Source organism: Streptomyces antibioticus (genome assembly GCF_002019855.1).
Classification (GTDB): Bacteria; Actinomycetota; Actinomycetes; order Streptomycetales; family Streptomycetaceae; genus Streptomyces; species Streptomyces antibioticus_B.
In genome coordinates this window covers 7458322-7479488 of the sequence record NZ_CM007717.1, presented here as the reverse complement: position 1 = coordinate 7479488, position 21167 = coordinate 7458322, and the positions used below count along the sequence as shown (strand labels likewise).

General features: G+C 71.7%; 18 protein-coding genes and 1 pseudogene. 5 read left to right on the top strand and 14 right to left on the bottom strand.

From position 1 onward, the window contains the following. Positions 1-98: 98 nt before the first annotated feature. On the top strand, positions 99-1319 hold the full coding sequence (locus AFM16_RS33955; protein ID WP_078636232.1) for a lactonase family protein: 1221 nt from the start codon (positions 99-101) through the stop codon (positions 1317-1319). Here AFM16_RS33955 and AFM16_RS33950 read toward each other — a convergent pair. Beyond that, complete coding sequence (locus tag AFM16_RS33950; protein ID WP_030791809.1) at positions 1287-2012, bottom strand: DUF2470 domain-containing protein; 726 nt, start codon at positions 2010-2012, stop codon at positions 1287-1289. The genes AFM16_RS33955 and AFM16_RS33950 overlap by 33 nt on opposite strands. 102 nt (positions 2013-2114) lie before the next feature. After that, positions 2115-2738, bottom strand: a complete 624-nt coding sequence (locus AFM16_RS33945; protein ID WP_030791806.1) for a TetR/AcrR family transcriptional regulator — start codon at positions 2736-2738, stop codon at positions 2115-2117. A 107-nt stretch (positions 2739-2845) separates the two neighbouring features. Between AFM16_RS33945 and AFM16_RS33940 the strand changes: the two genes are divergently transcribed. Continuing rightward, entirely contained in the window at positions 2846-4432 is a 1587-nt protein-coding gene (locus tag AFM16_RS33940) for a cytochrome P450 (RefSeq protein WP_078636231.1), read from the top strand. Here the strand turns inward: AFM16_RS33940 and AFM16_RS33935 are convergent. The 3 genes from AFM16_RS33935 to AFM16_RS40520 are packed head-to-tail and all read right to left on the bottom strand — an operon-like array spanning position 4394 to position 6452. Then, entirely contained in the window at positions 4394-5194 is an 801-nt protein-coding gene (locus AFM16_RS33935; protein ID WP_078636230.1) for a pentapeptide repeat-containing protein, read from the bottom strand. The genes AFM16_RS33940 and AFM16_RS33935 overlap by 39 nt on opposite strands. Before the next feature lie 33 nt (positions 5195-5227). Continuing rightward, the gene (locus tag AFM16_RS33930; protein ID WP_078636229.1) at positions 5228-6079 is read right to left on the bottom strand and encodes a helix-turn-helix domain-containing protein; all 852 of its coding nucleotides are present in this window, start codon (positions 6077-6079) and stop codon (positions 5228-5230) included. Between the two features lie 25 nt (positions 6080-6104). After that, positions 6105-6452 carry a DUF6879 family protein gene (locus AFM16_RS40520; RefSeq protein ID WP_323188801.1) on the bottom strand — a complete coding sequence of 116 codons (348 nt, stop codon included), beginning with the start codon at positions 6450-6452 and terminating at the stop codon, positions 6105-6107. An 808-nt stretch (positions 6453-7260) separates the two neighbouring features. Between AFM16_RS40520 and AFM16_RS40280 the strand changes: the two genes are divergently transcribed. Continuing rightward, a complete protein-coding gene (locus AFM16_RS40280) occupies positions 7261-7590 on the top strand; it encodes a hypothetical protein (protein ID WP_245177865.1) in 330 nt (109 codons plus the stop codon). On the opposite strand, the gene AFM16_RS33910 is transcribed toward AFM16_RS40280, so the two are convergent. The 9 genes and pseudogenes from AFM16_RS33910 to AFM16_RS33870 form a co-directional block, all read right to left on the bottom strand. Beyond that, on the bottom strand, positions 7587-8330 hold the full coding sequence (locus AFM16_RS33910) for a PIG-L deacetylase family protein (protein WP_030791791.1): 744 nt from the start codon (positions 8328-8330) through the stop codon (positions 7587-7589). The two genes, AFM16_RS40280 and AFM16_RS33910, sit on opposite strands and share 4 nt — an antisense overlap. A 37-nt stretch (positions 8331-8367) precedes the next feature. Further along, positions 8368-9669 (bottom strand): alpha/beta fold hydrolase, encoded by a 1302-nt coding sequence (locus tag AFM16_RS33905; protein WP_078636227.1) that lies wholly within the window; start codon positions 9667-9669, stop codon positions 8368-8370. A 133-nt stretch (positions 9670-9802) separates the two neighbouring features. Further along, entirely contained in the window at positions 9803-10822 is a 1020-nt protein-coding gene (locus AFM16_RS33900) for a LacI family DNA-binding transcriptional regulator (protein ID WP_030791782.1), read from the bottom strand. A gap of 79 nt (positions 10823-10901) precedes the next feature. Next, positions 10902-12326, bottom strand: coding sequence for a BNR repeat-containing protein (locus AFM16_RS33895; RefSeq protein WP_078636226.1), 1425 nt, complete (start codon positions 12324-12326; stop codon positions 10902-10904). 60 nt (positions 12327-12386) lie between these two features. Beyond that, a complete protein-coding gene (locus AFM16_RS33890) occupies positions 12387-12707 on the bottom strand; it encodes an L-rhamnose mutarotase (protein ID WP_030791777.1) in 321 nt (106 codons plus the stop codon). A 29-nt stretch (positions 12708-12736) separates the two neighbouring features. Then, positions 12737-13819 (bottom strand): rhamnose ABC transporter substrate-binding protein, encoded by a 1083-nt coding sequence (gene rhaS / locus AFM16_RS33885; protein ID WP_030791774.1) that lies wholly within the window; start codon positions 13817-13819, stop codon positions 12737-12739. A 60-nt stretch (positions 13820-13879) separates the two neighbouring features. After that, on the bottom strand, positions 13880-14866 hold the full coding sequence (locus AFM16_RS33880; RefSeq protein WP_030791771.1) for an ABC transporter permease: 987 nt from the start codon (positions 14864-14866) through the stop codon (positions 13880-13882). A gap of 160 nt (positions 14867-15026) precedes the next feature. Beyond that, positions 15027-16058 (bottom strand): annotated as a pseudogene (locus AFM16_RS33875) (ABC transporter permease); the annotation flags it as partial. Next, positions 16055-17572 carry a sugar ABC transporter ATP-binding protein gene (locus AFM16_RS33870; RefSeq protein ID WP_078636225.1) on the bottom strand — a complete coding sequence of 506 codons (1518 nt, stop codon included), beginning with the start codon at positions 17570-17572 and terminating at the stop codon, positions 16055-16057. The gene AFM16_RS33870 and the pseudogene AFM16_RS33875, both read right to left, overlap by 4 nt. A gap of 270 nt (positions 17573-17842) precedes the next feature. On the opposite strand from AFM16_RS33870, the gene rhaI reads away from it, so the two are divergent. Together rhaI and AFM16_RS33860 are read left to right on the top strand one after the other, a co-directional pair. Continuing rightward, positions 17843-19003, top strand: coding sequence for an L-rhamnose isomerase (rhaI, locus tag AFM16_RS33865; RefSeq protein WP_078636224.1), 1161 nt, complete (start codon positions 17843-17845; stop codon positions 19001-19003). Between the two features lie 119 nt (positions 19004-19122). Beyond that, positions 19123-21162: a bifunctional rhamnulose-1-phosphate aldolase/short-chain dehydrogenase gene (locus AFM16_RS33860; RefSeq protein WP_078636223.1), complete on the top strand. Its 2040-nt coding sequence runs from the start codon at positions 19123-19125 to the stop codon at positions 21160-21162. The last annotated feature ends 5 nt before the right edge of the window (positions 21163-21167 follow it).

Genomic DNA, 21167 nt, shown 5'->3' with positions numbered 1-21167 from the left:
GGGGGCGTTTCGCGGCGGCGCTTTTGCGTTCCGCGGCAGGAGCACGACAAGGTGGCTGTCACGGGCGGGACGCGGGACGACCTGAGGTGCGTGCGCAGATGGGCAGTGGGACGGACGAGTCGGGCGGCGGCTGGAGCAGGCGGCGGCTGGTGGGCGTGCTCGGCGGGGCGGCCGCGTCGGCGGCGCTGGCCGGGTGCGCCGACGACTCCGGAGGCACGGGCGGGAGGGCCGTACCCGAGGCGCGGGAGACGGCCGGGACGTCCGCCCCCGGGTCCTCCGCGTCCCCTTCCGGCCCGCGCCCTCTCTACCTCGGCACCTACACCTCCGCCGAGGGCGGCGGGCGCGGCATCGGGGTCGCGTCCTACGACCCGGTGTCGGGGCGGATCACCGGCGGCGGGACGATCACGGGGGTGCCGGACCCGTCGTATCTCGCGGTGCACCCGGACGGCGGCACGCTGTACGCGGCGAACGAGCGGGCGCGGGGCGCGGTGACCGCCGTACGGCTGTCGGACCGCGCGGTGCTGGGCAGCCGGGCGACCGGCGGGGCCCACACCTGTCATGTCTCCGTGCATCCGGGCGGGCGGTGGCTGCTGAGCGCCGACTACGGTTCGGGGACGGTGGCCGTGCATCCGATCGACGCCTCGGGGGCACTGGGCGAGCGCACCGACCAGGTCACGCACCGGCGTCCCGCACCCGGTCCGGGGCAGCAGGGGCCGCACGCGCACCAGGTCGTCACCGCGCCGGACGGCGGCCATGTGCTCGCCGTCGACCTGGGCACGGACACGGTCTACAGCTACCGGCTCGACGAGCGGAACGGCACGCTCACCGAGGTCGCGCAGGCGCACACCCGGGCGGGCGCGGGGCCGCGCCATCTCACCTTTCATCCCGGGGGCCGGTACGCGTATCTCGCGAACGAGTCGGACGACACGGTCGCGGTGTGCGGCTACGACGCCGCCACCGGCCGTCTCAGGATCGGCGCACCGCAGTCCACGGGCGCGAAGGCGGGCACCAACTATCCGGCGCAGTTCGCGGTCACGCCGGACGGCGCGCACGCGTTCCTGGCGAACCGGGGCGACAACACGCTCGCCCGGTACGCGGTGGAGGCCGACGGGGCGCGGCTGCGGCTGGTCGGGACGGTGCCGGTGGCCGGGGACTTCCCGCGGCAGATCGCGCTGTCCCCGGACGGCGGTCTGCTGTTCGCCGCGAACCAGCGCTCGGGCACGGTCGGCGTGTTCCGGGTGGACGCGGCGAGCGGTGAACCGCGGCTCACGGGCGAGCCGTTCGCGTCACCCGTCGCCGTCTGTGCGGTGCCGCTGTAGGGCGCGCGGGCAGGCGGCCGCGCTCGCCTGGGTGAGCAGGACGTGCATGCGCTCGGTGAGCTGGCCGACGTCGTCGGCGGGCGCGTGGAAGGGCAGGCGTACGTCGCCGTGGGCGCGGGCGCGTTCGATGCGCAGCGTCAGTCCGTGCCGGTCGACGGCGAGCGGCTGGACGCGGACGGCGCCGTGCAGGCTGTCGCGCTGGACGAGCCGGGTGAGCCGCTCGACGGCGTCGGGGTGGGAGTCGGCGAGATGAGTGAGGAGCTGGGCCTCGGCGGTGGCGAGCGGGTCGGGAGCGGCGTCCGCGAACTCGTCGAGGGAGACGACCACGGCGCCGGTGGGCTGTTTCAGCACGACGCGGGTGGCGTGGAAGGCGAGGTGGCCGTCCTCGGGGGTGAACCAGCCGGCCAGCCAGAGCCGGGCCCGGATACGGTTGCGGACGGGGACGGGTGCGACGTCGGCGAACTCCAGCACGGCGGACGGCTCCCCGCGGGGCGCGCAGATCGCGGCCGTGAGCAGCGAGCTGTCCTCGGGGACGTGCAGGATGACCCTGCCGTCCTCGTCGACCGTGTGCGCACCGACGAACTCCTCGCGGCCGCCGTCCGCGGTCACCGCGCAGGACCACGAGGCGGCCAGCACCGAGCGGGCCCGTTCGGCCGCGCCGGGCACGGCCGTCCAGCTAGGGCTGTCACCCATCCCAGAACCTCCTTAGGTAAGCCTTGCCTAAGCTATCGGAGATCGCGGCCGACGCCAACCATGGTGATGAGGATCGAGCGGGCTTTCGGGTCGGGCCTCGCGTCACGCGGACGGTGAGACGACCCCGAGCAGCGCCCGCGCGCACAGGTCGCGCACCTGCTCCCGGCTCAGATCCGAACCGCGCAGCCACTCCAGGCAGACGGCCGTGGTGAACGCCAGCCAGCCGCGCACCGCGAGCCGGACCTCGGGCCGCCGGCCGAAGAGGGGGCCGAACTCGGGGTCGGCGGCGAGGGCCGCGAGGATCTGCCGCTCCTGGGCCGCGAGCGCCCGCCGGTAGACGCGGCGCACGCTCTGGTCGCCGGCCGCGTCCGCGCGGTGGAAGGCGCGGTAGCCGTGGGCGTGGGTCTCGACGTACGCGAGATAGGTGTCGAGCCCGGTGGCGAGCTGGTCGCGGACCGGAACGCCGGGGACCGCCGCCGTCATACGCAGCATGCGCTCGCTCTCCCGCTCGACGACGGCCGCGAAGAAGTCCCGTTTGGTCGGGAAGTAGTGGTACAGCAGCCCGCGGGAGACCCCGGCGATCTCGGCGACCTGCTCGATCCAGACCTCGTCGTACGGACTCTCGGAGAACAACCGGGCGCCGACCGCGAGGAGTTGCTCCCTGCGTTCCCCCGTGCTGAGTCGGCGCCGGGGGCGTTCGGTGCGCTCCCCCTGGTTCGCGGCCATGCGCGCACTCTACTTGACGCCGGTTCGGCGCCGGGACCACACTGAACGCGTTATTGAACTCGCGTACAACACGCTCAACCTGCCGCTGGATCAAGGGAGATCGCGTCATGGCGGACACGGCGACGAGGACCGGGGACGCGGCGGACGGTGCGCCTGAAGACGCGTCGGGGGACCCGCTGCCCAAGGGGTTCCGCAGCGCCGAGCAGGGCTGGCCCGAGCTGGAGCGCATCCCGCATCCGCCGCGCCGGATCCCGCTGCTCGGCGATCTGCTCGGCGCGAGCCGGCACACCCCGCTCCAGGACACCCTGCGCTACGCCTGGCAGCTCGGGCCGATCTTCCGGCGCAAGGCGTTCCACCGGGAGTTCGTGTTCGTGTGGGGCCACTCGCTGGCCGCGGACCTGGCCGACGAGTCGCGGTTCGCCAAGCACGTCGGGCTCGGCATCGCCAATCTGCGGCCCGTCGTCGGGGACGCGCTGTTCACTGCGTACAACCACGAGCCCAACTGGCAGACGGCGCACGACGTCCTCGCGCCCGGGTTCAGCCGGGAGGCCATGGCGGCCTACCACCCGATGATGCTGGACGTGGCGGCGCGGCTCACCGGCCACTGGGACCGGGAGCTGGCCGCGGGGCGGACCGTCGACGTGCCCGGGGACATGACCAAGCTGACGCTGGAGACGATCGCCCGCACCGGCTTCGGGCACGACTTCGGCTCCTTCGAGCGTGACCGGCTCCATCCCTTCGTGACGGCGATGGTGGGCACGCTCACCTACGCGCAGCGGCTGAACAGCGTGCCCACCCCGGCGCTGCTGCGGCGGGCCGGGCGGCGCAACGACGCGGACATCGCGTACCTCCACCGCACGGTGGACGACCTGGTGCGGGCGCGCGCGGGTGGGGGCGGTGACGGGGGCGGGCAGGGCGATCTGCTCGACCGGATGCTCGACACCGTCCACCCCGGCACCGGGGAGCGGCTGTCCGCGGAGAACGTCCGCCGGCAGGTCATCACCTTCCTGGTGGCCGGGCACGAGACCACCTCGGGCGCGCTCTCCTTCGCGCTGCACTACCTCGCCCGGCACCCCGAGATCGCGGCCCGCGCCCGCGCCGAGGTGGACCGGGTCTGGGGCGACGCGGACGTGCCCGGATACAAGCAGGTGGCCAAGCTGCGCTATGTCCGCCGGGTGCTCGACGAGGCACTGCGGCTGTGGCCCACGGCGCCCGCGTTCGCCCGGGAGGCCCGTGAGGACACGGTGCTCGCCGGGGAGCATCCGATGCGGCGGGGTGCGTGGGCGCTGGTGCTGACGGCGATGCTGCACCGCGACCCCGAGGTGTGGGGTCCGGACGCGGACCGCTTCGACCCCGACCGGTTCGAGGCGCCGGCCGTCCGCGCGCGGGCGGCCCACACCTACAAGCCGTTCGGCACGGGCGCCCGGGCCTGCATCGGCCGCCAGTTCGCCCTCCACGAGGCCACCCTGGTCCTGGCCCTGCTCCTACGCCGCTACGACCTCCGCCCCGACCCGGCGTACCGCCTGCGCGTCACGGAGCGCCTGACGTTGATGCCGGAGGGTCTGCGCCTGGGCCTGGAACGCCGTACGACGCCGAGGGCGACGGCGGCTGTGGCTGTGGCTGTGGCTGTGGAGCGACGGGACGACGAGGATCCGTCAGCCCCCGGCTGCCCAGTGCACAGGTCGGCCGACTGACCCCGGCAGCCGGGTGCCGCCGTTCCCCCGGGCGGCGTTGACCTGCGGCTGGGTCAGGAAGAACGCGCCGGTCAGATCGGCATCGGTGAGGTCGGTGTCCCGCAGGTCGGCACCGATGAGATCCGCGCCGCGCAGATCGGCACCGGAGAGATCGGCGGCGATGAGCAGGGCACCGCGCAGGCTCGCCCCTCGCAGGTCGGCGCCTCTGAGCCGGGCGCCCATGAGATCGGCGCCCCGCCGATCCTTCCCACGGCCACCCCGAACAAGTTCGCTGGCACGCAACAGCAAGGCGCTGACGTCGTCATGATGGCCGGAGAGATCCAGCGCGACCAACTCCTCGGCCCCGAGCCGAACCAACTCCTCCGTCCGCTCCCGTGCCCGGCGCAGCTCACCGTGGACCGGCCGGGCGGCGGGCAGGTCGAGGGCCTCGGTGAGATACCAGAGCAGCTCGTGCAGCCGCCGCACGACAGGAAACACGTCGAACATCAACCGGCCCCCGGCCTTCCCGCCGAAGGTCTCCTGCGACACGCGCTGCCCGGCCCCGAAGCAGTCGTAGACGGTACAACCGACGAACCCGGACTCCCGCAACCGCGCATGAATGCCACACCGGTACCCCTCCCCCAGATTCGGACAGGGCGTCCCACCCGGCTTGTCGAGAGCGAAGTCCGCGGACCGGGCAAAGGGCAGGGCGACACAACACAGCCCGAAACAACGGCCACAATCCCCTTGCAGCGCGCTCCGGTCGGTTGTCTGAGTAGGCATCCCTCCAGCCTACTGACCTGCGCACCAACGGGGTCAGTGAAGCTGCTCGATCGCGCGGAGGATCAGACGGCGCGCCTCGGCTCCGTACACCGCCAGGCCTCGCAGTCGCTCGAAGGCCCTGGCGTACTGGGCGATTTCGCCGGGCTGCGTGACGGACACCTCGGCTGAGACGAGTTCGACGGAGACAAGGCGTTCGTCGTACAGGTGAAAGGTCTCCTCCGGCCAGTGCGCGCGCCGGGTGGCCATCGGAATGATGCCGAGCGACACGGCTGGCAGCGCGCCGGCGGTGAGCAGGTACCCCAACTGGGCTGCCATGGCATCCGCGTCGGCGACTTGGTACCGCAGCACGGCCTCCTCGATGACGGCGACCACACGGTGTCCGGGTTCGTGGATGAGCCGTGAGCGCTCGACCCGTGCCTGCGCCGCTTCGGCGCTGTCGTCGACCGGCAACCCATTGACGTGCGCCGAGATGCCCAGGACGGCTGCCGCGTATCCCTCTGTCTGGAGCAGCCCTGGCACGAGGCTGGACGAGTAGATACGGAACAGTTCGGTGGTACGGAACGCTTTCGCGCGGGACTCCTGGAGGTGCCGTAGACCGGACCGGACCTGGTCGCGCCACTGCCGATACATGGACTCCGCAGTGAGCGACTGAACGATGAGGTCGCCCGCCCGGTCCGCCTGGCCCACTGCCGCGCACCAGGCACGCACGTCCTTGGCGGAGGGGCCGGTGAGGGCGTTCTCGATGCGGCTCGTCTTGGAGTGGTGCCAGCCGCACGCCGCGGCCAGTTCCACGACCGTCAGGCCGGCTTCCTTCCGGAGGTCGCGCAGCCGCTGGGCGACGGCTCCGCGCGCGGCCTGGGCGGATGAGGACGGCGAGGCGGGCATGGTCTGGTCGCTTGCGCTTTCTCAGTCAGTGGATGTCGTACTGGGCGTGCGGGACTGCCCGCTGCCATACGGCCTTGAACACCTCGGCGCACTGTCCGGCGGTGCCGGGATCTTCGGACACCTCGTGGCCGAGGAGAGCGCCTTCACCGGAGAAGAAGCCCCAGCGGACCACTGTTTCATCGAAGAGCCAGAAGTCGGTGGCCGGGAGCAGCACTCCGAGGGCCTGACGCCGAGGGAGCCAGCGAACCTCCTCTCCCGCCAGCAAGTTGACGACCGTGGAGGCGTGCTCGTAGCGGATGTAGTCGGACACCGGCTCGGAGACGACGCGAGCACGCCGGACGCTGACCCCGCGTGTGACGGCGCTCGATACCAGCTCGACCCATGGCGCCCGTTCCTCGGACCGGGGGTCGGTGTCGAGTCGGCAGGCCGCAACCAGCTCTGAAAATCGGCCGCTTCATGCGCGACACCGTGGTGATCACGCGTCTCGATGTGGACGGCAGAGCGCTTGCAGCCAGCCAGGCGTTCAGCGACAGTGGGCGCGCCCGATGGCATCGCACACCTCCCGGATCACGGGCGCCAACCTGGCGGGAATGCGGAACACCCCTTCGTCGTCCGAGATGCCGACGGCGTGCCCCCGAACCTCGAATGCGGCTGCCTGCGCTTCGAGGTCCAACCCTGCTTTCCGCTCTTGGAACACGAATTCCTGCCACTCCTCGTTGATCCGGACGGTGGGGCCGTCCGCCGTCTACGTGTCGGGGTCGATGCCGATGAACCGTAACGTCATGCCGCTCTCCGTCCGATGCGATGTGCATTTCCTTGCAGAAGGGGCGGCCTGACAGGGAGCAGTCGTCAAGGGTGAAATTCTCGCTACAACCAGGATGAGTTACGGCGGCGCACAGATCTGCACATCCCTGGCAACCCCACACGCCGCACTCCTAACGTCATGCCGAGCAGCAGCAGTTACGTACAGCGGAGGCATGCTGATGAGCGCTCACACCGACCAGAGATCCCTGCCTGCCGTCGAGCACTGGCTGCTGTCGACCCTGGCGGATGCCCGTGGGCGTGAAGTGGCTCGCAGGCAGTGGCGGGAGTTGGGGGCCGCCATGTTGCCCTTGGGTGGGGTGTTCTCCGTGGTGCGGTTGCCCGCGCGGCTGGTGCATGCCGTTGCGGGGAGCAGTGCGGTGGGTGATGTCGACGCGTTTCTTGATCAGGCGCTCGACGGCGGGCCCGTCATCAGCGTGCTGCACGGCGGGGCGCGGTACTACGCCCTCGTGCCGGCGAGCGTGCCCCGGACCTGGCGGGACGCCGCCGAGGAGTGGCAGGCCGTCGAGGTCGACTGTCTCGGCCGGGGTGCCTATCTGGGCGTGCCGCCGCCCGCGCGGGTGGAGTTCGACGCCGAGACCTGGGCGTCGTACTGGGCGGTGCCCGTCGCGGCCCCCGGGGAGTTGTGCTCACCGCTCGCCGTGGCGCGGGTGATCGCCGCCGGCACGCATCTGACGACGTGCGGTTAGCGGGGGAAGAGTTCGAAGGCCACCGCCGGGCGGCCCCCGTACCGCTCCCCCGCCGAACGGGCCACCCCGGTCAGGAAGTTGCGGGCGTACGTCTCGGGCGCCTCGTCCGTGAGGGCCTCGATGTATGTGCGGTGTTCCAGGAGGGAGGCGATCGCGCGGTCCAGGCCCGCCGTCGCGTCCACCGCGTGGGTGGGGGTCGAGGAGCCCGCGACGGCGACCCAGCGGACGCCGTTCCAGGGTTCGAGGCCCTGGTCGGTCAGTTCGGGGAAGATCCAGCGGTTGCCCGCGTCGCCGGCGGCGTCGAGGGTGGCGCGGCCGACGGCGACATGGTCGGGGGTGTTCCAGGCGACGCCGCCCCAGGTGTCGCGGTGGTTGAGGGTGATCACGAGTTCCGGGCGGTGCCTGCGGATCGCGGCGGCGATGTCCCGGCGCAGGTCGGGGCCGTAGGTGACGACTCCGTCGGCGTGGTCGAGGAACTCCACCGTCGACACGCCGACCACCGCCGCGCTCGCCCGCTGCTCCCGCTCGCGCAGCGCACCGCACGCGGACGGCGGCACCGTGTCGATGCCCGCCTCTCCGCGGGTCGCCAGCACGTAGGCGACCTCGCGGCCGGCGTCGGTCCAGACGGCGACGGCCGCGGAGCAGCCGTACTCCAGGTCGTCCGGGTGGGCCACGACGGCCAGGGCCCGCCGCCAGTCCTCGGGCATCGGACGGAGCTGGGGGTTCGTCGGCTCGGTCATGCCAGCAGGGTAGGGGCGGCGGGCGTCCGGCGCCCGCTCACGCCTCGTCGCGGGTGAGGGACAGGAGGCGGTCCAGGACACGGGGGCCGCCCGCGCGGACGCCGTCGTGCTCGTACTCGTCGGTGACCCAGGTCCGCAGGCCCCGGATGGCGCGCGCGGTGCGCAGCGAGTGCGCGGTGTCGACGTACAGGTCGTCGTGGTAGACGGCGGCCGCGACCGGGACCTCGTTGGCGGCGAGGCGCGCCGGGTCGTAGAGCGGGGCCCAGTCGGTGCGGGCGGCGAGGAGTTCGGCGGTCTCGCGGAGCGGGCGCAGGGCGGGGTCGGTCTCGAACATCCAGGGGTGAATCGTTTCCCCGGTGAGGAGGAGCGGTCCGTCGCCGGTGAGCGTCTTCTCCGCGTCGAACTGCGGGAACTCGGCCCGCACCCGCTCCGCCGACCAGGCGGTGGGGCGGGCGTCCTGGCCGTAGATCGCCTCGTGGACGAGGGCGTACAGGGGGTGGCCGGCGTACGAGAGGAGGCCCTGGATCTCCTCCTGGAAGGCGTCGGACAGATCCGGGCCGTGCGGGGTGGGGACGAAGGCGTCCTCCAGCAGGTGGTGCAGCCGGTGGCTGCCGTCGCCGCCGCCGAGCAGGATGCCGACGGTCTGGAACGCCTCGACGGTGAGCCGGTAGCCGTTGGGCAGGGTGACCTCGTGGCGGAGCAGATGGTCGGCGATCGCGCGGACCCGCTCGACGTCCTGCGGGTAGCGGGCGTAGTGCGCGGCGGTCTTGCGCTCCATGCGCGGGTAGGCGGCGCGGTAGACGTCGTCGGCGTGGGCGTCGAGGGAGGGCAGACCGCCGGTGATCAGGGCCGCGGCGAGGCCCTCGGGGGCGGTGGAGAGGTAGTGGACGGCGCAGAAGCCGCCGAAGCTCTGGCCGAGGACGGTCCAGGGGGCGCCGCCGGTGACCTCGCGGCGGATCAGCTCGCAGTCCCTGACGATCGAGTCGGCGCGGAAGTGCGTGAGGTAGTCGGCCTGCTCTGCGGGGCCGCCGCGCAGTGGGAGCGTCTGGCGGTTGGCGGGCGTGGAGTGGCCGGTCCCGCGCTGGTCCAGGAGGAGGACGCGGAACTCCTTCAGGGCGCGGCCGAGCCAGGCGGGCCTGCCGACGAACCGGTTGGCGCCGAAGCCGGGGCCGCCCTGGAGGTAGAGCAGCCAGGGCAGCGCCTGCCCCGCCTTGTCGCTCGCGACGACCTCACGGGCGTAGAGGCCGATCGTCTCCCCGGCCGGGTCGCTGTGGTCGAGGGGCACGGTGAACCGGCGGTCGGTGAGGACGACGCCGGGCTGGCGGTAGCTGAGAGACAACAGGGGGCTCCTGGGACGCTCGGGATGCGGGCCGCGTCCCAGTTCAGCACATGTCGGGGCGGCCGCGACGGCCGGGGGACCACGGGGGCCTACTGAACGGCGGATCAGCGTCCGGCACCTCCAGGGCCCCGCGTCACCGCGCCGCGAGGCTGGAGCGCCGCACCACCAGTTCCGGCTGGAGCACCACCCGGCGGTGCTCGTGCCGGCCCGCGCCGTCCTCCGTCTCCTCCAGCAGGAGTTCCGCGGCGAGGGCGCCCATGGTGACGGCGGGCTGGCGCACCGAGGTCAGCGGTACGGCCGCGGCGGCGGCGAACTCGATGTCGTCGTAGCCGACGATGGCCAGGTCGTCGGGGACGCCGACGCCGGCCGCGTACATCGCCTGGAGGACGCCGAGGGCGAGCAGGTCGTTGGCGCAGAACACGGCGGTGGGCCGGTCGGCGAGGCCGAGCAGCCGGGCGCCGGCGTCCCGGCCTGCGGCCACGTCGAGCCGCTCGGTGGGCAGCTCGCGCAGGCACTCGGGCCCGAGCCCGGCCTCGGCGAGCGCGTTCAGCGCGCCGGTACGGCGGTCGCGGACCTGGTTGAACCCGGGCGGGCCGCTGACGTAGGCGAGGGAGCGGTGCCCGGCGTCGATCAGATGGCGGACGGCGAGCGCGCCGCCCGCCACGTCGTCCACGGACACCGAGCATTCGGTGGTGCCCTCGGCGACCCGGTCGACCAGCACGAACGGGATGCCGTGCCGGCGGAAGGAGTCGATGTTGCGGCCGGTGGCGTCGGCCGGGGTGAGGAGCACGCCGCGCACCCGCTGCTCGGCGAAGAGGGAGAGGTACTCGGCCTCCTCGCCGACGCTCTCGGCGCTGTTGCAGACCATCACACCGAGCCCGGCCTTCCGCGCGGCGCGCTCGGCACCGCGGGCCACGTCCACGAAGAAGGGGTTGCCCATGTCGAGGACGAGCAGGCCCATGATCCGGGAGCGGCCGGCGCGCAGTTGGCGCGCGGACTCGCTGCGGACGTAGCCGAGCCGGTCGATCGCGGACAGCACCCGGGCGCGGGTCTCCGTGGCGACGGTGTCCGGGCGGTTGATGACATTGGAGACCGTGCCGACGGAGACTCCGGCGGCACGGGCGACGTCCTTGATTCCCACCGACTGGGCCATCAGGCGGGGACCTCCAGGTGAGCGGGGTACGGCGGGACGGTCTTCACATTACCGTCACGCCGCCTGCGCGCCGCCCGCGTCATGCGGGCAGCGCGAAGTCGACGACACGGAGTGCCGAGGGGGTCGTCCCGCTCGACCTCTCCTGGTACATGAACGACAGCGTGTTGTCGGCCCTGATCCTCGTCTCGTCGATCACGACCTCGCCGAAGGCGTTCAGTCCGCCGCCGTCGAAGAGGAGCGTCCAGTCGGTGTGACCGGACGCCTTGGACGCGCCGGCGATCCGGCCGAAGGGGAGGACGGCGTACGCGTTGTCGTAGCGGTCCAGGACCAGCTTGGTGCGCTGGCTGGAGTTCAGGGGTACCGGGATCTCCGTCTTCTGCCAGGTGCCGGAGGCGTTCCTGCGGACGTGGAAGGCGCGGCCGTTGGCGGTGCGGTCGGTGACGTAGTTCGTGGTGCACTGACCGAAGCGGCCCGGTACGTAGCTGATGATCGCGTGCGGCCGGCCGGCCGAGTCGGTGGCCTGGCTCTCCTGGTTCATCAGGGAGTGGTCGGGGTTGAGGGCGTCGACCACCAGGCCGGCGTCGGTGACGGCGACCTTGTCGGCGCCGCCGGTGGTGCCGACGACGGTGCCCGCGCCGGTGCGCCAGGTGCGGCCGCGGTCGTCGGAGTACACATAGCCGGTGTCGTGGTTGGTGATGCCGCCGCCGTTGCACATCACGGCGCCGTTCTGCTCGCGCCAGGTGAAGAACGCGTGCAGCCGGCCGTTGGCGTCGTAGTCGATGCCGTGCAGATACATGTTGCGGGCGGTGGACGAGCCGTGCTCGCTGCTGTAGGTGCCGGTGGAGGCGGACCATTCGCCGAGGGCGGTCCAGGCCGAACCGTCGTACTCCGCGAGGCCGTTGCGGCCGTTGCCGGACACCCCGGCACGGTAGCTGAGCTGGAGCCGGCCCTCGGGGGTGGCGATGAACTGGGGGTAGGTGAACTGGCTGGTGAGGGTGAGGCCGTCGAGGGTGGACACGGGGGTGCCGAAGCGGGCGGACGTCCAGCTCAGGCCGGTGGGGTTGTCCAGCAGCCCGGCGACGGACTTGACGTAGGTGAAGCCGTCGCTGTGGGAGTCCATGTTCAGGTGGAGCCGGCCGTCGAGCGCCGAGACGCCCAGGGAGATGACGTTGTGGGAGTCGTCGTAGCGCAAGGTGTGGCCGACGGCGACCGTGGACCAGGTGGTGGCTCCGAGCGCGCGGCGGCCGACGACGGCGTTGCGGTCGGCGGTGTACCAGGCGGCGTACTGGTGACCCTTGTACGTCAACAGGCCGTTCTTCTGGAAGGAGTTGTTGTTGACCAGGCCGTCGTAGGACACGAAGTACAGGGCCCGGGTGTCCAGGGTGGTGGTGCCGGTGCGGGTGACCGAGGGGCCGGGGTCGGCGGCGCGGGCGGTGCCGGTGGTGAGCACCGGGGTCACCACGGCACCGGCGAGGGCGGCGCCGAGCAGCGTGCGTCGGTTCATCACGGGGACTCCGTCGTCGGGGCGGGCGCGGGCGTTCGAAGAAGGGTGTGCCGGGGGTGGTCAGGCGAGGTGGAACACCTCGGTGAGCGGTCTCATGGCGTCGTCGGGCCGGGCGCCGTCCAGTGACTCGAAGAACGGCGCCATCTCCGCCTGCCAGCGGGCGTTGACCTCGGTCGCTTCCATCCCGGCGCGGGCCGCCTCGAAGTCCTCGGTCTCCAGATAGCCGACCAGCAGACCGTCCTCCCGCAGGAAGAGCGAGTAGTTGCGCCAGCCGGTGGCCGTGAGTGCCCGGAGCATCTCGGGCCACACGGAGGCGTGCCGCTCGCGGTACTCGTCGAGGCGGTCCGCCCTGACCTTCAGCAGGAAGCACACGCGCTGCATCAACGCCCCTGTCAACGTCCCTTGTGGCATCAGAAGTCGAACTGGTCGATGTTCTTCGCGTCGAACACGGTCGGCTTGCCGAGGCTGATCACGCCGTCCTCGCCGATCGTGTACGAGCCCATGTCGCCGGCGGTGAAGGTCTCGCCCTCCTTGCCGGTGATCTGGCCGGAGACCAGCGCGACGGAGGTGCGGGCGGCCAGTTCGCCGAGCTTGGCGGGGTCCCACAGCTCGAAGGCGTCGACGGTGCCGTTCTTGACGTAGGTGCGCATGTCGTTGGGGGTGCCGAGGCCGGTCAGCTTGACCTTGCCCTTGTACTTGGAGCCCGCCAGGTACTGGGCGGCGGCCTTGATGCCGACGGTGGTCGGGGAGATGATCCCCTTCAGGTTCGGGTACTCCTGGAGCAGGCCCTGGGTCTGCTGGAAGGACTGCTGGGCGTCGTCGTTGCCGTACGCGACCTTGACCAGCTTGATGTCCTTGTACTTGGCGTCCTTGAGTTCGTCCTTCATGAACTCGATCCAGGTGTTCTGGTTGGTCGCGGTCTGCGCGGCGGACAGGATCGCGATCTCGCCCTTGTAGCCGATCTGTTCGGCGAGGAGTTGTACCTCGGTGCGGCCCAGGTCCTCGGCGGACGCCTGGGAGACGAAGGCGTTGCGGCACTCGGGCTTGGTGTCGGAGTCGTAGGTGACGACCTTGATGCCGCCGCTCATGGCCTGCTTGAGCGCGGTGCACAGGGCACCCGGGTCCTGCGCGGACACGGCGATCGCGTCGACCTGCTGCTGGGTGAGCGTGTTGACGTAACTCACCTGTCCGGAGGTGTCGGTCGCGCTGGAGGGTCCCACCTCCTTGTAGCTGGAGCCCAGTTCCTTCAGCGCGGCCTCGCCGCCCTTGTCGGCGGAGGTGAAGTAGGGGTTGTTGACCTGCTTGGGCAGGAAGCCGACGGTGAGGCCCTTCTTCAGTTCGGCGTTCGGGTCGGCCTTGCCGGTGGCGGCCGCCGGGCCGCCCTCGCTCTTGACGTCCTCCTTGGTGGTGCCGCCGCAGGCGGTGGCGGTGAGCGCGAGCGAGGAGACGGCGGCGAGGGCCGCACAGGCACGCCGAAGGGATGACTTGCGCATGGAAATTCCTTCTGGGAGAGGGGAGTTGGTGGTGAGGATGCGTGGGGGCCCGGCGTACGCCTAGCCGGTGGAGCGGGCCGCGGCGCGGGCGACGGAGATCTGCCGGGCGACCCGGGGGCCGAGCACGGAGACGACGAGCAGCACACCGGTGACGACGATCTGGGACTGCGCGGAGACGCTGAGCAGACTCATCACGTTCTGGAGGGCGCCCAGCAGGAACACGCCCGCGATCGCGCCGCCGAGGGTGCCCTTGCCGCCGTCGAAGTCGATGCCGCCGAGCAACACCGCGGCGACGACGGAGAGTTCGAGGCCGGTGGCGTTGTCGTAGCGGGCGCTGGCGTAGTGCAGCGCCCAGAAGATCCCGGTGAGCGAGGCCATCAGGCCCGTCACCGTGAACAGGATCAGCTTGTGTCGTTTGACGCGGATGCCGGCGAACCGGGCGGCCTCCTCACCGGCGCCGATCGCGAAGAGCGAGCGGCCGAACGGGGTGGCGTGCAGGGCGACGACGGCGATCGCGAGCAGCACGAGGAAGGGCAGGAACGCCTGGGGCAGGAAGCTGTCGCCGACCCGTCCGGCGGCGAACTCCAGGTACTGGGTGGGGAAGTCGGTGACCGCGTCGGAGCCCAGCACGATCTGTGCGATGCCCCGATAGGCGGCGAGGGTGCCGATGGTGACGGCGAGGGACGGCAGCCCGAGGCGGGTCACGAGAAGGCCGTTGACCAGCCCGCAGACCACGCCGAGCAGCAGACAGATGGGGATGATCGACTCGATGGTCATGCCCTGGTTCCACAGGGCGCCCATGACCGCGCCGGACAGACCGGCGGTCGAGGCGACGGAGAGATCGATCTCGCCGGAGACCACGAGGAGGGTCATCGGCAGCGCGATGAGCGCGATCGGCAGGGTGTTGCCGATCAGGAACGACAGATTGAGGGCGTTGCCGAAGCCGTCCACGAAGGTGAAGGAGAACAGCAGCAGCACGATCAGGAGAGCGCCGACGACGGTGTCCCAGCGGATCACGCGGTGCGCAAGGGATCCGGACTCAGGCACGGGCCTCCCCCTTCTTCTCTACGGCGGGCTCTGCGGAGGGCTCAGCGGCGGGCTCTACGGCGGGCTCTACGACGGCCTCTACGGCAGGTTCCGCGGTCGGCTCTACGACGGGTTCTGCGGCGTCCTCGACGGCGGGCCGCGCCGAAGCCGGCCTCCTCTTACGGGCGTTCAGGGCGTTCAGCGCGGCGGCCACGCGCAGCGCCACGATCCGGTCGACCGCGATCGCGAGCAGGAGCAGCACGCCGTTGATGGCGAGCACCCACACCGAGCTGACGCCCAGCGCGGGCAGGACACTGTTGACCGAGGTGAGGAGCAGGGCGCCGAGGGCGGCGCCGTAGACGCTTCCGGAGCCGCCGGTGAAGACGACACCGCCGACCACGACCGCGCTGACGACGGTGAGTTCGTAGCCGGTGCCGGTCCCGGAGTCGACGTTGCCGAAGCGGGCCAGGTACAGGACGCCGGCCAGTCCGGCGAGGCCGCCGCAGAAGGTGTAGGCGGCGAGGATCCGCTTGCGCACCGGGATGCCGGCGAGGCGTGCGGCCTCGGGGTTGGAGCCGAGGGCGTACAACTCGCGTCCGCTGCCGTAGTGCTTGAGGTAGTAGGCGGTGGCGACGAGGACGGCGAGGGCGATCAGCGCGAGGTAGGGCACGGCGGCCAGGCCGCCGGAGCCGAAGTCGACGAATCCGGCGGGGAGATCGGCCGCGGTGATCTGCCGGGAGCCGACCCAGATGGAGTCGATGCCCCGGATGATGTAGAGCGTGCCGAGGGTGACGACGAGGGCGGGCACCTGGCCGAGGCTGACCAGCAGGCCGTTGAGGAGCCCGAAGCCGATGCCGAGGAGGACCGCGAGCACGGTCGCGAGCAGCGGGTCGCCGCCGCCGTGCAGGTAGGTACCGGCGGCGAAGGCGCTGATGCCGAGCGTGGAGCCGACCGACAGGTCGACGTTGCGGGTGATGACGACCAGGGACTGGCCGGTGGCGACCAGGACCAGGATGGTCGCGTTGAGCAGCAGGTCCTTGATGCCCTGCTCGGAGAGGAAGGCGCTGTTGCCGGCCTGGGTGACGGCGATCATCACCAAAAAGACGGCCAGGATGGCGAGTTCGCGCACCTTGAAGACGCGGTCGACGAGCCGGGTGCCGCGGGAGGTGGGTGCCTCGGCGACGGGGGCCCGGTCGGGGGTGGTCACCGTCATGCGGCGGCCCTCCCGGTGGCTGCGGCCATCACGGATTCCTCGGTGGCGTCGGAGCGGGGGATCTCGGCGGTGAGCCGGCCCTCGTGCATCACCAGCACGCGGTCGGCCATGCCGAGGATCTCGGGCAGGTCGGAGGAGATCATCAGGACGGCGACCCCGTCGGCGGCGAGTTCGCCGAGCAGCCGGTGCACCTCGGCCTTGGTGCCGACGTCGATGCCGCGGGTGGGCTCGTCGACGATCAGCACCTTGGGGCCGGTCGCCAGCCATTTGGCGAGGACGACCTTCTGCTGGTTGCCGCCGGACAGGGTGTTGACGGTGTCGGCGATCCGGGCGTACTTCACCTGGAGCCGGACCGCCCAGTCCAGGGCGCGGCTGCGCTCGGCGCCCCGGTCCATCAGCCCGGCCCGCACGGTCGTCCGCAGGCCGGTGAGGCCGATGTTGCGCTCGATCGACAGGTCCATCACCAGGCCCTGGGCGCGGCGGTCCTCGGGGACGAGCGCGAGGCCCGCGGCCATGGCGGTGGAGGGGGCGCCGTTGGTGAGGGGACGGCCGTCCACGACGACCTCGCCGGCGTCGCGGCGGTCGATGCCGAACACCGCTCGGGCCACCTCGGTGCGGCCGGCGCCGACGAGTCCGGCCAGGCCCACGATCTCGCCGCGCCGGACCTCGAAGGAGACATCGGTGAAGACGCCCTCCCGGGTCAGCCGGCGGACGCTGAGGGCGACCTCGCCGGGGGTGACGTCCTGCTTGGGGTACAGCTCGTCGAGGTCGCGGCCCACCATCCGGCGGACCAGGTCGTCCTCGGTCATGCCCGCCAGCGGCTCACTGGCGATCCAGGCGCCGTCGCGCAGGGTCGTCACCCGCTCGCAGATCTCGAAGATCTCCTCCAGGCGGTGGGAGATGAACAGGACGGCGGCGCCCTGGTCGCGCAGGGTGCGCACCACGCCGAAGAGGCGGGCGACCTCGCTGCCGGTGAGGGCGGCGGTCGGCTCGTCCATGATCAGGACACGGGCGTCGAAGGAGAGCGCCTTGGCGATCTCCACGATCTGCTGGTCGGCGATGGACAGTCCGCGCGCCGGACGGTCGGGGTCGAGGGCGACGCCGAGCCGGGCCATCAGGGCGGCGGTCGCCGCACGGGTGGCCTTGTGGTCGATCCGGCCGAGCGAGCGCCGGGGCCGACGGCCCATGAAGATGTTCTCGGCGATCGAGAGGTCGGGGAAGAGCGTGGGTTCCTGGTAGATCACGGCGATACCGACGGCGCGGGCGTCGCCGGGACCGTGGAAGACGACGGGCTCGCCGTCGAGCAGCACCCGGCCGGCGTCCGGCCGGTGCACCCCGGCGAGGGTCTTGATCAGGGTCGACTTGCCCGCGCCGTTCTCCCCGGCGAGGGCGTGCACCTCGCCGGGGAACAGCTCCAGGGAGACGCCCCGCAGGGCGCGTACGGCTCCGAAGGACTTGGCGACGTCCCGCAGCGCCAGGACCGGGGCCGGTCCCGGGTCGGACGGGTGGGTCATGGGTGGCTCCTCGACGACGTCCGGGGCCGGCCCCTTCGAGCGGCCACGGCGTCGTGAAAGGTTTCAACTGGATTGCCGGGACGTTAGGCATGCGGGGCATGTCACGTCAATGGGTGCGTCTCGAAAAGTTTTCGACAGCCGAAGGCCAAGCGGCGACTGAGGAGGACGGGCACGGCGGAGGGGGTTGACACTCGCGCGGCAGGCTCATAGCTTCCCGTTCTGAATCGTTTCACCGAATACGTTTCACCGAATACGTTTCAGGAGCCCTCAGTGACCGACCTCGCCGCGGTGAAAGCCGCGCTGAAGACCCAGGCCGTCGAGACACCGTCGTGGGCGTACGGGAACTCGGGGACCCGCTTCAAGGTGTTCGCGCAACCCGGCGTGCCGCGCACCCCGCAGGAGAAGCTCGACGACGCGGCGCAGGTGCACGCGTTCACCGGCGTGGCCCCGACCGTCGCCCTGCACATCCCCTGGGACAGGGTGGAGGACTACGCCGCGCTCGCGAAGCACGCCGAGGACCGCGGGGTCCGGCTGGGCGCGATCAACTCCAACACCTTCCAGGACGACGCCTACAAGCTGGGCAGCGTCTGCCATCCCGACCCCGCGGTGCGCCGCAAGGCCGTCGGCCATCTGCTGGAGTGCGTCGACATCATGGACGCGACGGGCTCCACGGACCTCAAGCTGTGGTTCGCCGACGGCACCAACTACCCCGGCCAGGACGACATCCGGGCCCGGCAGGACCGGCTCGCCGAGAGCCTCGCCGAGGTGTACGAACGGCTCGGGGACGGTCAGCGGATGCTGCTGGAGTACAAGCTCTTCGAGCCGGCCTTCTACACGACCGACATACCGGACTGGGGCACGGCCTACGCCCACTGTCTGAAGCTCGGACCGCGGGCGCAGGTGGTCGTGGACACCGGGCACCACGCGCCGGGCACCAACATCGAGTTCATCGTCGCCACGCTGCTGCGCGAGGGCCGGCTCGGCGGCTTCGACTTCAACTCGCGCTTCTACGCCGACGACGACCTGATGGTGGGCGCGGCGGACCCCTTCCAGCTCTTCCGGATCATGTACGAGGTCGTACGCGGCGGCGGGTTCACGCCCGACGTGGCGTTCATGCTCGACCAGTGCCACAACATCGAGGCGAAGATCCCGGCGATCATCCGGTCCGTGATGAACGTGCAGGAGGCCACGGCGAAGGCGCTGCTGGTCGACCGGGACGCGTTGGCGGCCGCGCAGGCGGCCGGGGATGTGCTGGAGGCGAACGCCGTGCTGATGGACGCCTACGACACGGATGTGCGGCCGTTGCTTCGTGAGGTGCGGGAGGAGATGGGGCTGGACCCCGAGCCGCTTGCCGCGTACCGGCGGTCGGGGTGGGCGGAGCGGGTTGTCGCCGAGCGGGTGGGAGGAGCGCAGGCCGGCTGGGGTGCGTGAGCGTCTGCGTTGTCGCTCTGTCGCGTTGCGGGGTGCGGGGCCGTTGTGGCTGGTCGCGCAGTTCCCCGCGCCCCTGAGGGAAATGCACTCACCCTGTCTTTGAAAGTCGAGGAATCTCTATGTCCACCCATCCCGAGGCCGTCGCCCTGATCGGCCGGTCCCGTCGGCTCGGTGCCGATCCCCGTAACACCAACTACGCCGGTGGCAACGCCTCCGCCAAGGGCACCGGAACCGACCCCGTCACCGGGTCGGACGTCGAGCTGATGTGGGTGAAGGGGTCCGGGGGCGATCTGGGCACCCTGACCGAGGACGGTCTGGCCGTGCTGCGGCTCGACCGGCTGCGGGCCCTGCGGGACGTCTACCCCGGTGTCGACCGCGAGGACGAGATGGTCGGCGCCTTCGACTACTGCCTGCACGGCAAGGGCGGGGCGGCGCCGTCCATCGACACCGCCATGCACGGGCTCGTCGAGGCCGCGCACGTCGACCATCTGCACCCGGACTCCGGGATCGCGCTCGCCTGCGCCGCCGACGGCGAGAAGCTGACCGCCGAGTGCTTCGGGGACACCGTCGCCTGGGTGCCCTGGCGGCGGCCCGGTTTCCAGCTCGGCCTGGACATCGCCGCCGTCAAGGCCGCCCACCCGAGGGCCGTCGGAGTGATCCTCGGCGGGCACGGCATCACCGCCTGGGGCGACACCGCCGAGGAGTGCGAGCGCAACTCCCTGCACATCATCCGCACGGCGGAGGCGTTCCTCGCCGAGCGCGGGAAGGCGGAGCCCTTCGGCGCCGTCGTCGAGGGCTACGAGGCGCTGCCCGAGGATGAGCGCCGGGCGCGGGCCGCCGCGCTCGCGCCGTACGTCCGCGCCATCGCCTCCCAGGACCGGCCGCAGGTCGGGCACTTCGCCGATCCGGACGTCGTCCTGGACTTCCTGGCGCGGGCCGAACACCCCCGCCTCGCCGCGCTCGGCACCTCCTGCCCGGACCACTTCCTGCGCACCAAGGTGCGGCCGCTGGTCCTCGACCTGCCGCCGACCGCTCCGCTGGAGGACGCGGTGGCCCGGCTGAAGGAGCTGCACGCCGCGTACCGCGAGGAGTACACCGCCTACTACCGGCGGCACGCCGAGCCCGGCTCCCCCGCGATGCGCGGCGCCGATCCGGCGATCGTGCTGGTGCCGGGCGTCGGCATGTTCTCCTTCGGCAAGGACAAGCAGACCGCCCGGGTCGCGGGCGAGTTCTACGTCAACGCGGTCAACGTGATGCGGGGCGCCGAGGCGGTGTCCTCGTACGCGCCGATCGAGGAGCGGGAGAAGTTCCGCATCGAGTACTGGGCCCTGGAGGAGGCCAAGCTGCGGCGGATGCCGAAGCCCAAGGCGCTGGCCGCCCGGGTGGCGCTGGTGACGGGCGCGGGCAGCGGGATCGGGAAGGCGATCGCGGGCCGGCTGGTCGCCGAGGGCGCCTGTGTCGTCGTCGCCGATGTGAACGAGCGGAGCGCCGCCGCCGTCGCCGCAGAACTGGGCGGGCCGGACCAGGCCGTCGCCGTGACCGTGGACGTGACGTCCGAGGAGCGGATCGCGGACGCCTTCGCCGCCGCCGCGCTGGCCTTCGGAGGCGTCGACCTGGTGGTCAACAACGCCGGAATCTCCATCTCCAAGCCGCTGCTGGAGACCTCCGCGAAGGACTGGGACCTCCAGCACGACATCATGGCCCGCGGCTCCTTCCTGGTCTCGCGCGAGGCGGCCCGGACGATGATCGCGCAGGGGCTGGGCGGGGACATCGTCTACATCGCTTCCAAGAACGCGGTCTTCGCCGGTCCGAACAACATCGCCTACTCCGCCACCAAGGCCGACCAGGCCCATCAAGTGCGGCTGCTGGCGGCCGAGTTGGGTGAGCACGGCATCCGCGTCAACGGCGTCAACCCCGACGGTGTGGTGCGCGGCTCCGGGATCTTCGCCGGGGGCTGGGGTGCCCAGCGGGCGGCGACCTACGGCATCGAGGAGGAGAAGCTCGGCGAGTTCTACGCGCAACGGACCCTCCTCAAGCGGGAGGTGCTGCCTGAGCACGTCGCCAACGCCGTGTTCGCGCTGACGGGCGGCGAACTCTCCCACACCACCGGACTGCACGTCCCCGTCGACGCGGGTGTGGCGGCCGCGTTCCTCCGGTGACGGCC